Below are 12,308 nucleotides of genomic sequence, written 5' to 3'. Positions count from 1 at the left end.
GCCGCCAGGCGGTTTTGTACAACAATCCTTGCGATTTAGCCCACATACTGAGTTTCATAGCTGCTATTTTGCCATGAGTGTCAATATATGTCTATATCTATTTCAACTGCTGCTTACCCTGCCGCAACACAATTTTACCCAGTTGTTTTGCAGCCTGTAGCCGCTGGTGGGCCGTAACCGCCTGGTCCAGCGCAAACACCTGATCCAACGCCGGTTCGATTCGCTGTTCGGCGACAATATGCAGCATAGCCGCGAATTCCGCCGGCGAACCCATGGTAGAACCGATAATCTGCGCCTGCCGAAAGAACAGCCGCGCCATTTCCAGCCCGGTGGGCGGATTGCCCGCCGTTGCACCGTAAACCACCAGTCGCCCGCCCGGACGCAGCACCGAGAAACAGCCGGGGAAGGTCGAACCACCGGTGCCATCCACAACGACATCTACCCCGCCGCTCAGATCGGCCAACTGTTTAGCCCAAGCGCTATCCCGGTAATTGACCCCGCCCGCTGCCCCCATGAGGCAGGCTTGTTCCAGTTTGGCAGAATCGCCGCTAGTGACAAAAACCCGTGCCCCCAGCGCCACCGCCCATTTCAGAGCGAAGGTTGCCACGCCGCCGCCAATGCCGGTCACCAGTACCGTTTCTCCCGGCTGCGCCGCGCCTTGGGTCATCAGCGCCCGCCATGCGGTCAAGCCCGCCAGCGGAACTGCCGCTGCCTGCTCCCAACTCAGATGCGCGGGCTTGGGAAAAACATGGCGGGCCGGAACGCAGAGATATTCGGCGAAAGTACCGGGATCAGGCATACCCAACACCCGGAAGGTGGGTTTTGGAAAGTGCGGATTGTCACCCCAATCATAGGCAGGGTAGATCACCACCTCCTGGCCGAGTAAATCTGCCGGAGCTTCCGGCCCGATCTGGTCCACCACACCGGCGCCATCTGATCCCAGAATGCAGGGCAGGCGAATGCCTGGATATTGGCCGAGGGTGATCCAGACATCACGGTGATTAAGCGCCGAGGCATACAATCGCACCCGGACTTGACCTAAAGCGGGTTCCGGGGTTTCCACCTCGGTGACGCGCAACTGATCGGGACCACCGATTTGAGTGAGAATGATCGCTTTCATGGTTGAAATCCTCTGGGCAGGTGCGGGTCGTCGCGACCGAATCAGCGGTAGCGCACTGCATTGGCGATGCGGCAGCTATTTTCGCCATGTCGCCACCGCGCTACTCAATTTATACGATAATAATAGCTTATCAATGCGACGATCAGGTCGTGGTAAAAGGGGCCAAAATGACGAATCCGCGTGAGTTGGTGAAAAATGTAGCGAACATCTTTTCCCTGCCGGATATTTATTTCCGCATTAGCCAGCTTATTGATGACCCCGCTTGCACGTCGGCGAAGCTGGCCGAGGTCATCGCCTATGACCCTGGACTTACGGTACGGGTACTCAAGTTAGCCAACGGCGTGTACTACGGTCGTTCGCAACGGGTCGAGACGGTGGCGCAGGCCGTTACCTTAATCGGCACCCGCGATCTACGCCATCTGGTGTTAGCAACGTCCACAGCGCAGGCGTTTCGCAATATCACCAGCGCGATCATTGATATGGACGCCTTTTGGCAACATAGCGTCTGTTGTGCGCTGGCGGCGCGGGTATTGGCTACGCACTGTCAGCCCCAGCATCGCGAGCGCAGTTTTGTGGCCGGACTTCTGCATGATGTCGGCCAATTGGTCATGGTCCACCAGATACCGGATGTCGCCTGGAAGATTCTCGGGCGGCTGGCTGAAACGGGCGGTGAGCGTTACCTACTGGAGCAGGAGGAACTCGGCTTCACCCACGCCGATGTCGGCGCGGAGTTGCTGAAGTCCTGGGAGTTGCCAGCCAGTCTGTGGGAACCGGTCGAATGCCACCATACCCCGCTGGAAGCCAAGCTGTTTCCAGTGGATACGGCGCTGGTTCACATCGGTAACGCCGTGGCAAACACCATGAATCTGGAGACCAGAACCTCTGATCCCGCTGATGTCGCCTACCGGATGGATGCCAGAGCCTGGCCGATTTGTGGTCAGAACGAGACGGTACTCGAAGAAGTGGCCTTGGAGGTCCATGCCCAGTGGTTCGGGGTATTCGAGGTGATTTGGCCCGGATCCAGCCTCATTTATTGAGGTCCAGGGCGCGGGTGGCGATCCCCACTTCCACCGCGCCCAGCCAACCGAACAAATCCGCCGGCTGTTCCAGAAAACCGTCGGCGCCCCACTCTTCCGGTCGATCCTCAGTTCCCAGATAGCCGAAACCCGCCACCAGCGCGATCATGCCGGCCTGTTTACCCGCTTGCATGTCGCGCTCGGCATCGCCGACATACAGCGACTGACCCGGTGCTACTCCCATCTGTTCACAGGCATACCACAACGGTTCCGGGTCCGGCTTGCGCTTGCTTAAGGTATCACCGCTGACCACACAGGCTGCCCGCGACCAGAGATTCAAGGCTTTCATCAGCGGTTCCGTCAGCCAGCCTGGCTTGTTGGTCACTACGCCCCAGCGGATGCAGTTTGCTTCCAGGTACGCCAGTACCTCGCCCATACCGGGGAACAGTACGGTCTCCACCGCAATGAACTCACGGTATAAATCCAGAAAACGTTGATTCAATGCGGGGTAAAGCGGATCGTCGAGAGTCCGCCCGAAACCGAGGTTCAACATCCCCGGCGATCCTTGGGAAATCGTCGGACGGATGGCTTCGAGCGGCAGTTCAGACTCGCCGTGCGCACAGCGCAAGCGATTCAGCGCCGCCGCCAGATCGGGGGCGGTATCCAGCAAAGTGCCGTCCAGATCGAACAGCACACCGCTTGGCGGAATGGTTCTCATACGCCAGGATCCCTCTGGCAATGCACCATGTAGTTAACCCTGACCCCCGGTCCTAACCAGTAACGGCCGGTAAGCGGATTGAAATGCAAACCGGTCAGATGCTGGAGGGTCAGGCCAGCGGCGCGGATCCAGCGATCCAGTTCCGAGGGGCGGATAAATTTACGGAAATCGTGGGTGCCTTGGGGCAGCATCCGCAAGACGTATTCCGCACCGATGATGGCGAACAGATAGGACTTTGGATTGCGGTTGATGGTGGAAAAGAACACATGGCCGCCGGGTTTGACCAGCCGGGCGCACGCTGCGATGGTGGAAGCCGGGTCGGGAACATGCTCCAGCATTTCCATACAGGTCACCACGTCGAAACTGGCCGGTTCATGCTCGGCCAGTTCCTCGGCGGTGATACGCCGATAATCCAGCACTGCACCGGATTCCAGTTGGTGCAAGCGAGCCACCGCCAGCGGCGCTTCGCCCATGTCGATCCCAAGCACCTGAGCGCCGCGCAGAGCCATGCTCTCGGCCAGAATGCCGCCGCCACAACCGACATCCAGCGCCTGCTGACCGGTTAACCCGCCAGCACGTTCCGTAATGTAGTTCAGCCGCAACGGGTTCATCTCGTGCAGGGGCTTAAACTCGCTATCCGGGTCCCACCAGCGGCTGGCGAGCTGCTCAAATTTGGCGATTTCCTGATAATCCACATTAGGATGGGCGGCCGTCATATTCGGGTTTACCTTGCAGGTGAATGAGAGCGCGGGAAAGGATGGATGGCAAATTTGACCAACATATAGCCGACTTTACGCCGAGTGTCCCGCGCGAATCTTTGTACCCCATTCCCGTGCCCGTTGAAGGGCTTCCGCCAAATCCAGCGTGGTCAACTGCCGGTCGGCCAGGAGTCGCTGGCCTGCGACCCAGACATCGCTTACTTGATGGCGCCCGGTCGCGTAGACCAATTGCGAGAGCGGGTTATACATCGGTTCAGTTTCCGGGTGACTAAGGTCAACGGCGACAATATCAGCCGCCTTGCCAGGTTGCAGCGAGCCGGTTTCTCCGGCCAAACCCAGTGCTTGCGCGCCGTTAAGCGTCGCCATGCGTAACACCCGCGCCGCCGGCAGGACGCTGGCGTCGCCGGCTATGCCTTTGCCGAGCAAGGCGGCGGTGCGCAGTTCACCAAAGAGATCGAGGTCGTTGTTGCTGGCTGCGCCATCGGTGCCGATGGCGACATTGACCCCAGCAGCGTCAAGCCAAGCCGTCGGGCAGAAGCCACTGGCGAGCTTGAGATTGGATTCCGGGCAGTGAATAACATGAGCGCCGACTTCCGCCAGCCGGTCGATCTCGGCAGCTTCAAGCTGGGTCATGTGAACCGCCAGCAGCCGTGGCGACAGCAACCCCAGTTGATTCAGCCGTTCCAGCGGGCGACAACCGTGCTGAGTCTGGAATTGCGCCACCTCGGCAGCCGTTTCGTGAACATGGATATGGATAGGAAGTCCCAGATCTTCGGCCAGCCGACCGATCCGTTCCAGCGCCGGCGCTGATACCGTGTAAGGCGAATGCGGGGCGAAGGCGACATGAAGCAGCGGCTCGGTTTGCAGTGTCTGGTGCAACGCCAGCCCCTTGCTCAAGTATTCGTCCAGATTGCAGGCATAAGCGGTTGGAAAATCCAGCGCGATCAGGCCCACACAGGCGCGGATTCCGCATTCCCGCGCCACCGCAGCGGTGACCTCCGGGAAGAAGTACATGTCGTTGAAACAGGTGGTGCCACCGCGCAGCATTTCCGCGATAGCCAATCGGGTGCCGTCGCGGACAAAATCGGGATTCACCCAGCGGGTTTCCGCCGGCCAGATATGGTTCTGCAACCAATTCATCAGCGGCAGATCGTCGGCCAGCCCACGCAGCAGCACCATACTGGCATGGGTATGGGCATTGATCAGGCCGGGAATCAGGACATGCCCGTCCAGATTCAGGCAGGTCTCAGGCGTAAAACAGGCTGCCGCTTGGTCTTGGGGCAGGAGGGCGACAATCCGTCCGTCCTGGATCGCCAGCGCATGATGCTCAAGGATCAGACCGTCGGGTTCGACGGGAATGATCCAGCGGGCATTGATTAAGGTAGCGATGGCTTGCAGCACGGAACGGCTCTCCCGACAGTGAGGTGAATGATAGCGGTGGATCGTAACCGCACAAAAAAACGCCCCGGCGAACCGGGGCGCAGAGGATGCGGGGACCAGCGATCAGCTTACTGGCTGATCACCTTCTCGGCAGCCGTCACGGTGATGACCACGCGACGATTCAAGGCGCGACCCGCCGGGTTGTCCTTGCCATTAGGCAGGGTATTGGGTGCAACCGGGTTGGATTCACCCTCGCTGCGGGTGCTGATGATTGATTTGGGGACACCCTTGGCAGCCAGGTAACTGGCGACAGTATCGGCGCGGCGCTGGCCCAGCCGCATGTTGTACTCTTCCGTACCCTTGCTGTCAGTGTGACCGACGATCCGGATGTCCGTTACAGACTTGGCCCGACGCAGGTCAACCACCAGCTTGTCCAGCCTGGCGCGACCGGCCGGTTTCAGGTCATACCGGTCGAAATCGAAGAAGGCATCGGCACCCAGCGTTATGGTCTCAATTGAGCCGGCTGCCGGAGGTGGCTCAACCGCCGCGACCCCACCGCACTCTGGAATGTTCTTTGCGGCAGTCCAGTACGGGGTGCGGATGCAATTGCCGTAAGGATCCTTGACGATCTTGTCGAAAGGATCCACCACATAGATGCAGCCATACTTGTTGATCGCCGCGTGCGCGGGCAGGGCGGCGAACAGCACCATCGAGGCAGCCAGACCCAGGCTGAGCTTATTCAGTTTCACATTCATCGCTATACTCTCCCAAACAGGCACTAAAATTCGGTGCATGGTACATCCAAAATTTCGGGACACGGACACCAGAACTTAGGTTGATCCGCCCTGATCCACTTAACACCTTATACCGAAGCGGTCACTACCGCGAGCAGCGAACCGACCGGTCATGATGCGTAATGATACAACACTGTGTCAGAATTGCAAAAAATGTTGTGCCAACAATAAATGCCCGTATTTTGCGCACTATATCGGCATTTTGGCAAGCAATTTTCGCCATAATCCGCTGAGAATCCCGCTTGTCGTCATATCGCAACAGACCTGAATTTGTCATCTTTTCCCCTAACGGCTTACCGGATTCAACTCCCCATGAACCCTGCTCATGATCAAGTGCGCGCTATCGTCTGGTGCGAAGATGCCTTGGAACTGCTGGATCAGCGTCAATTGCCAGGCGCTTTGGTTTATCAACGGTTGACTACCGCAGCGGAAGTAGCCCAGGCGATTGGTGACATGGTAGTTCGCGGTGCGCCGGCTATCGGCATTACCGCCGCTTATGGTGTGGTGTTGGCGGCTCGCGCCCGCTATGCCGAGAGCGCACCAAATTGGCAGGCCCTGATTGCTACCGATCTTGCCATGCTGGCCGCTGCTCGACCGACCGCTGTTAATTTATTCTGGGCATTGCGGCGCATGGCAAGGGTGATCGCCGCAGGGTGCAGTCATCCAGCGCAGCGGTTGTTGGCGGAAGCACGGGCGATCCATGTTGAGGATATTGCTGCCAACCAGCGGATGGGTGAACTCGGTGCAGCGCTGTTGACTGAACGCGGATCGGTGCTGACTCATTGCAATACCGGCTCGCTGGCGACTGGCGGTTATGGCACCGCGTTGGGTGTGATCCGGTATGGCTATGCGGCAGGGCTGATCGAGCGGGTCTACGCCGATGAAACCCGCCCGTGGTTACAAGGGGCGCGGTTGACTGCCTGGGAACTGGTGCAGGACGGAATTCCAGTGACGCTGTTGGCGGATGCGGCGGCGGCAGCGCTGATGCGGCAGGGTGAGGTACGCTGGGCGATGGTGGGCGCGGATCGAATCGCCGCCAATGGTGATGTCGCCAACAAAATCGGCACCTACCATCTGGCAGTGGCGGCACGCTATCACGGGGTACGGTTGATGGTGGTGGCGCCCATCACTACCGTAGATATGAGCATCGCCAGCGGGGCGGACATTCCGATTGAGCAGCGCGCCGCCGAGGAGTTGTTAACCTTGGGCGGACAGCCAATAGCCGCTGCCGGTGCCCAGGTGTGGAATCCCTCATTCGACGTAACCCCGGCGGCCCTGGTGGATGCGCTGGTGACCGATCGGGGGGTGGTGCTGGCGCCGGATGCAGTGAAGATGGCGCGGCTGATGGCGGGGACGACATAAGCGGTGATGATGATGTTACCGTCTGCGGTACGGTTTTCGTCGTCGTGCTATCGTTTCGACGAAGCCCATCCTGGTACTTTGGCGAGGACTGTCAAGACTGTATCTGGCATCACGAAACGGGCTGGAATCCGCTTCTGCTGGCCGGCCAAAAAGAACTCCGCTCCCGTTTTCATCCGATCCGCCGCATGACCGAGGATTCCAGTACGTCGTCCCCTTTCCCCGCTTCGCTAACCTCCTTTCAACCGCTGGCACGTTACCGACGGCTGTTACGGCGCATGTTGACCGTTAATGGCCAATGGTTCGGGCTGTTGGCCGGCAGTCTGGTGGTGTATGTCCGCAGTCTGCCCCCGGAGGCGCAACACGGCAGCCGGTTATGGTTGACGCGACGGGTTGCGGCGCTGGCGGCGCGGCGACTGGATCCGGAACTGGTGGATCTGCCCTTCGCTGCCCAACTGCGTTACCGGCTGGAACGGCTCGGCCCCACCTATATCAAGCTGGGGCAAATCATGGCGGTACGTGAAGATATGCTGCCGCGATCCGTCACCGATGAGTTGAAAAATCTGTTTGACCAAACCCCCGCTGCCCCTTTCCTGGCGATTCGCGCCTTGATCGAAACCGAACTGGGTCAACCGCTGGCGGCGTTGTTCAGCCAGATCGAGGAACGACCGCTGGGTTCCGCGTCGCTGGCGCAAGTCCATCGTGCCACCACTCACGCCGGCCACTTGGTGGTGATCAAAGTGCTAAAACCCGGGGTCCGCCAAACTGTACTGGACGATCTCACCTTGCTGCGCTGGCTGAGCGCGGTGCTGGATCGGTTGGCGCCGAAATACCAGCCGGCGGCTATCGTCGAGGAATTTCGCAGCTATACCGTGCGTGAACTGGATTTAACGGTCGAGGCCGACAATGGCGAAGTTTTCGCCGCCCACTTTCACTCCACGCCCGCGATTGTCTTTCCACGCATGTACCGCGAACTCAGTGGCTCCAGCGTGCTCACTATGTCGTATCTGGACGGCTTCAAACCCGGATCGCCCGCCACCTTTACCCTCGATGAGCCGCAACGGGCGCGGGTAGTGCATCTGGGGGCGCAGGCGATTCTGCAAATGCTGTATCGAGACGGCTTTTTTCACGCCGATTTGCACGCGGGCAACCTGCTGATCTTGAACGGGCGGCGGGTCCGGGTCGGTTTCATCGATCTGGGCATGGTCGGGCGGTTCGAGGACGAAACCCGGCGGCGACTGTTGTACTACTACCATGCGCTGGTTAACGGCGATGTCGAAAAAGCGGCCCAACATCTCGGCCGCATTGCCGATATAGGGCCGGGCGGCGATCCGGAAGGTTTCCGTCGTGCGGTGGTGGAATTGTCGCGGCGCTTTTTGCTGCACACCGGTCGTGGCGAATTCAGCATCGCCCGGCTGATTCTGGAATCGATGCGGCTGGGCGGTCGCTACCGGATGCGGTTCCGGGTCGAACTGGTGTTGATGGTCAAGGCGCTGGTGACATTTGAGGGTGTCGGGCGAATGGTCGATCCCGATCTGGATGTAGTGGCCTTGTCGCGGGTTCACATCACCCGGATTTTCCGCGATCAATTCCGGCTGGAACGACTGACGCGGGAGTTGCGACGCAACGGCCCGGAACTGCTGGACTTGGCCAGCCGCCTGCCGGATCTGTTGACTAAATCGGCGCACCTGCTGGATCGCCCCAATATGCCGCCGCCCCACCCGCTGGCTGCATTGCGCAGCGCGATTGTCGCCGCCGCCTGTATTCTCGGCGGGGTGCTGATACTGGTGCAATCGGAGGCTTGGCTCACCGGCAGCGGGTTGGTGCTGGTGGGGTTATGGCTCTACCAGCGCGAGGCATAAGCGCCTAATCCCAACCCGCAAATCGTCTGCTACAGGGGGCAGCCGATGACCTGGAACACTACCCGGCGATCCAGCGCATCGCTGACATCATCTTTCCCGGTGCCGACCAGATTTTCACGGGAGCCTTTTCCGGTTGCAAGAGTGCGCTTGCCGAGTTCCGGTTCCTGGGATTCCAGGCGCTGCTTGATGGATTCAGCCCGCCGCAGCGACAACCGATCATTGCGTGCTAGTAGCCCGGTGGGACTGGTATGACCGGAGATTTCGAGACAGGCGCTGCTCTGCGCGGTGCGCGCTGCAATCTGCTGCAACCAAATCGGATAGGGTCCGGTGACTTGGGCATTGGGCAGGAACGCGGTCGAACCGGGCTTGAACAGGAATTTTACGGCCAGACGTTGATTCGCCAGCCCATAGTCCACGATCTTGCCAAAAGACTGCGCAGCGTCATTGCGTTGACCGAGTTTCCAGTAAGCGAGGTAAGTGCCGTTATACGCCCGTAATTGATCGCCGCCGGGCGCTTGCAAGGCTTCAGTATAGAGATCAAGCGCCTGCCGATACTGACCGGCGTCATAAGCCTTGGTGGCTTCATTGATCAGCGCCGCAACCTTGATGCGCTCGATGTAAACGGGATTTACCGGATCGCCGATCTTGGTGCCCTGACAGGTCTTGATATATCCCTCCGTAGCCGGATCTTTCGCCCATGTCGGGCTGTCCTGGAAATAGCGGGTGGGGGTCGCGTTAACGCCCTGCATCTGCGCCCGTGCGGTGCCTTTGCCGACAATTTTCCCCGACTTGAGATCGGCCAGCGCCAGACAGATGCGATAGGCTTCGCGGGTTCCTTCAGTCTTGCCCTCACTGTTAATTGGAGTAAAGGTTCCAACCAGCACCACGGGAGAAGCGGCAACACTGGATGTCGAGAAGGGCTGCACCTGAAATTGCGGATATTTCTCACCAGCCAACTGTTCAATCCGGGTCTGCATTGATTGGGTGGCAATAGACTGGAAGCCGGTAAGGCCATCAATCAGGGGATCTATCACCAAAGGGTATTTGGCCGGTGATTCTGAACCTGCGGACGGTAATTGTGCCTTGGTAAAAAGATCATTCGCCGCTTTCAGCACCGCCTCGTCAAAAGGAAGTGCCGGAATCGGTGGCGGAGTGGCTGATGCAGCAGGTGGGGTCTCTGAAGAAGTGGCGCATGCGCCAAGTATTGCAGCCAGGATTAGCCCAAGCCATGGGCGGTAGAATCCGGCACCGGGAAAAGTCATTCTATTCATCATCTGCACCTCTGGCTAAGAAAGGTTCTATCTTCATCCGGCACCGGTTCTCCGAGTGTCAGACGACTCAGGATATCCCCACAACGGCGATAATTATTACTGCCGGTCTCTGGCGTGGCCGTCTGTGGTTTCGGCTGCGCAGCCAGTTGGCGCTGGATGCGTTCGGCGGCCTTCCGTTTCGCCTCCTCAACGGCTTGCCGTTTCACTGCTTCCTCGGTTTGCCGTTTCGCCGCTGCTTCCGTCCGCCGTTTAAGTTCCTCATCCGTCTGCTGGCGGGTAACCTCTTCGGTCTGAGGCGGGATCGTGGCGATGATCGGGTCCCGCTTCGCCTGCAAGTCCCGCCTCAGAATAGAGAGCTTGGGATGGTCGGGTTTGATCTGACTCAGTTGCGCCAGATAATCCTCTGCTTTCTTGAGATCGCCCTGAGCAAGCGCATCGTTGGCCCAGTCGGCATATTGATTGGCGATTTGTTCCAGTTTAGCACGCACTTCAAGCTGATCTCGCAGCTTCAGCAGATCAGGCTGTTCGGGAGCAAGCTGCAATCCTTGCTCAATCAGTTGCAGGCTTTGGTCCAACGCACCTTGCTGTAGGCGTTCGTGCGCTTTTGCTACCAGTTGAATCGCCTGCTGATAATTTTGTATTTGGTCTCGCAATACCAGCAGACCGCGATCATTGGGCGCTGCATTCAGGCCCAAACCGATCAATTCCAGGCTTGGCTTCAATTCGCCGCTTTGGAAATTCTCCATCGCCAACCGCTCGTAATGGATAGCAGCAGCAGAACGATTGTCCAGCACTGGTAGCGGTGGCCTATTGATTTCGGAATTAGTTTGCAGAGAGGTATAATCCATAATCAGGTAAGTGCCGGCTATTACGATCACAGTCAGTATTAATAGGCTGCTGACTATTAAGGCCGTTTTTGATCGAACTGCTCCTGATCGATCAAATGAAGTGAGTGGCGGTTTGGATGTAGCCGTAGTCGTATTCAATGAAAATACGGGTATCGAACGATTCGATCCTGAATCAGGAAGTGGGTTGGTTTTGATCTGATCGATGGCATTAATTAACTGTTCGGCGTTGTCGAAACGATTCTCTGGTTTTTTAGCCAGAAGTTTATTGATAATGGGTTGAAATCTGCCAAAAGCTGAAGGCAATTCCGGGACCGGTTCACTACAGTGCATCAGCGCAAGACTAATAGCGTCGCCTGAATAATAAGGGGTTTGTTGGGTTAGCATTTCGTAGAGTACGATTCCCAAGCTATAAAGGTCGGAGCGAGTATCAAGCATTTTACCGCTGACTTGCTCTGGACTCATATAGCGTGGACTACCCATTATTATTCCTGTTTCGGTCAATTGGGTAGCATCGGCATCCATCATTTTGGCAATACCGAAGTCACTAAGGATTGGAGTTCCGTCCTGGCGGAACAGAATGTTTTTTGGTTTGATATCGCGGTGGATAATACCGAACTGATGAGCATAGGCCAGCGCCTCGGCGATCAACTGGATGATGACCAGGGCGCGTTCATTGGTAAGCCCTGTTTCTATCTGTTCAGAGAGCGTGCCTCCTGACAGAAACTCCATGGAAAAATAATAATAAGGACCATGGGAGTTGAAATCGTACAGTGCAATAATATTGGGATGTTTAAGCTGAAGAGCAAGTCGGCCTTCTTTAATAAAGCGCTCGGCAAAATTCTCATCTCCCTCCAGCGCCGGTTCTATCACTTTCAAGGCCACTTGACGGTTCAGGCGATCTTGAACGGCAAGATAGACGGTCGCCATGCCGCCTTTGCTCAGTTCGCGCACAACGGTGTAGCCTGGAATTTCCATAGCCGGGGTTACTCCTTTATGTGGTGCAGATTTGCAATGTTGTGCCGCATGATGACGATAAGTTCCCCGAGTGTGCCAGTGTCGAGAGATGATACGAACTCTCCGCGCCGTGTGGGAGGCTATTTCACCTCACCACCTATCAGTTCCTCATCACCTCGCAGACGCGATAAAAGGACGGCAAGGATTGTTGAGTTTGGAGTCGTCTTCGGAGCAACCGCAGACCGCGCTTGAACCACGACAGGGCGC

At 57.8% G+C, this 12,308-nt stretch carries 10 protein-coding genes; 3 read left to right on the top strand and 7 right to left on the bottom strand.

Going from position 1 to position 12,308, the window contains the following annotated elements:
- Positions 1-97 precede the first annotated feature (97 nt).
- On the bottom strand, positions 98-1,120 hold the full coding sequence (locus BN874_RS07970; protein WP_034431956.1) for a quinone oxidoreductase family protein: 1,023 nt from the start codon (positions 1,118-1,120) through the stop codon (positions 98-100).
- A gap of 167 nt (positions 1,121-1,287) precedes the next feature.
- Here BN874_RS07970 and BN874_RS07965 point away from each other — a divergent pair, with 167 nt between their 5' ends.
- The gene (locus BN874_RS07965; RefSeq protein ID WP_195912136.1) at positions 1,288-2,157 is read left to right on the top strand and encodes an HDOD domain-containing protein; all 870 of its coding nucleotides are present in this window, start codon (positions 1,288-1,290) and stop codon (positions 2,155-2,157) included.
- Here the strand turns inward: BN874_RS07965 and BN874_RS07960 are convergent.
- From BN874_RS07960 to BN874_RS07945, 4 genes are all read right to left on the bottom strand, one after another.
- The gene (locus tag BN874_RS07960) at positions 2,147-2,854 is read right to left on the bottom strand and encodes an HAD family hydrolase (RefSeq protein WP_034431955.1); all 708 of its coding nucleotides are present in this window, start codon (positions 2,852-2,854) and stop codon (positions 2,147-2,149) included. The genes BN874_RS07965 and BN874_RS07960 overlap by 11 nt on opposite strands.
- Entirely contained in the window at positions 2,851-3,570 is a 720-nt protein-coding gene (gene ubiG / locus BN874_RS07955) for a bifunctional 2-polyprenyl-6-hydroxyphenol methylase/3-demethylubiquinol 3-O-methyltransferase UbiG (RefSeq protein WP_034431954.1), read from the bottom strand. The genes BN874_RS07960 and ubiG overlap by 4 nt, the downstream gene beginning before the upstream one ends.
- A 75-nt stretch (positions 3,571-3,645) precedes the next feature.
- Positions 3,646-4,971 carry a TRZ/ATZ family hydrolase gene (locus BN874_RS07950; protein ID WP_081756231.1) on the bottom strand — a complete coding sequence of 442 codons (1,326 nt, stop codon included), beginning with the start codon at positions 4,969-4,971 and terminating at the stop codon, positions 3,646-3,648.
- 110 nt (positions 4,972-5,081) lie between these two features.
- The gene (locus tag BN874_RS07945) at positions 5,082-5,708 is read right to left on the bottom strand and encodes an OmpA family protein (protein ID WP_034431952.1); all 627 of its coding nucleotides are present in this window, start codon (positions 5,706-5,708) and stop codon (positions 5,082-5,084) included.
- Positions 5,709-6,059: 351 nt separating this feature from the next.
- On the opposite strand from BN874_RS07945, the gene mtnA reads away from it, so the two are divergent.
- Complete coding sequence (gene mtnA, locus BN874_RS07940; RefSeq protein ID WP_034431951.1) at positions 6,060-7,109, top strand: S-methyl-5-thioribose-1-phosphate isomerase; 1,050 nt, start codon at positions 6,060-6,062, stop codon at positions 7,107-7,109.
- A 275-nt stretch (positions 7,110-7,384) separates the two neighbouring features.
- A complete protein-coding gene (locus tag BN874_RS07930; protein ID WP_195912135.1) occupies positions 7,385-8,968 on the top strand; it encodes an ABC1 kinase family protein in 1,584 nt (527 codons plus the stop codon).
- Positions 8,969-8,997: 29 nt separating this feature from the next.
- Here BN874_RS07930 and BN874_RS07925 read toward each other — a convergent pair whose 3' ends face one another.
- Positions 8,998-10,230, bottom strand: coding sequence for an OmpA family protein (locus BN874_RS07925; protein ID WP_034431948.1), 1,233 nt, complete (start codon positions 10,228-10,230; stop codon positions 8,998-9,000).
- An 8-nt stretch (positions 10,231-10,238) separates the two neighbouring features.
- The gene (locus BN874_RS07920; protein ID WP_034431947.1) at positions 10,239-12,062 is read right to left on the bottom strand and encodes a serine/threonine protein kinase; all 1,824 of its coding nucleotides are present in this window, start codon (positions 12,060-12,062) and stop codon (positions 10,239-10,241) included.
- Between the last annotated feature and the right edge of the window lie 246 nt (positions 12,063-12,308).

The organism is Candidatus Contendobacter odensis Run_B_J11, assembly GCF_000531125.1.
Lineage (GTDB): Bacteria > Pseudomonadota > Gammaproteobacteria > Competibacterales > Competibacteraceae > Contendibacter > Contendibacter odensensis.
This window is presented reverse-complemented; position numbering and strand designations above follow the sequence as displayed.

What these genes read in the sequence shown, in the direction of transcription:
- BN874_RS07970 (WP_034431956.1), bottom strand. Translation starts at nt 1,120, where the DNA reads ATGAAAGCGATCATTCTCACTCAAATCGGTGGTCCCGATCAGTTGCGC.
- BN874_RS07965 (WP_195912136.1), top strand. Translation starts at nt 1,288, where the DNA reads ATGACGAATCCGCGTGAGTTGGTGAAAAATGTAGCGAACATCTTTTCC.
- BN874_RS07960 (WP_034431955.1), bottom strand. Translation starts at nt 2,854, where the DNA reads ATGAGAACCATTCCGCCAAGCGGTGTGCTGTTCGATCTGGACGGCACT.
- ubiG (WP_034431954.1), bottom strand. Translation starts at nt 3,570, where the DNA reads ATGACGGCCGCCCATCCTAATGTGGATTATCAGGAAATCGCCAAATTT.
- BN874_RS07945 (WP_034431952.1), bottom strand. Translation starts at nt 5,708, where the DNA reads ATGAATGTGAAACTGAATAAGCTCAGCCTGGGTCTGGCTGCCTCGATG.
- mtnA (WP_034431951.1), top strand. Translation starts at nt 6,060, where the DNA reads ATGAACCCTGCTCATGATCAAGTGCGCGCTATCGTCTGGTGCGAAGAT.
- BN874_RS07930 (WP_195912135.1), top strand. Translation starts at nt 7,385, where the DNA reads ATGTTGACCGTTAATGGCCAATGGTTCGGGCTGTTGGCCGGCAGTCTG.
- BN874_RS07925 (WP_034431948.1), bottom strand. Translation starts at nt 10,230, where the DNA reads ATGACTTTTCCCGGTGCCGGATTCTACCGCCCATGGCTTGGGCTAATC.
- BN874_RS07920 (WP_034431947.1), bottom strand. Translation starts at nt 12,062, where the DNA reads ATGGAAATTCCAGGCTACACCGTTGTGCGCGAACTGAGCAAAGGCGGC.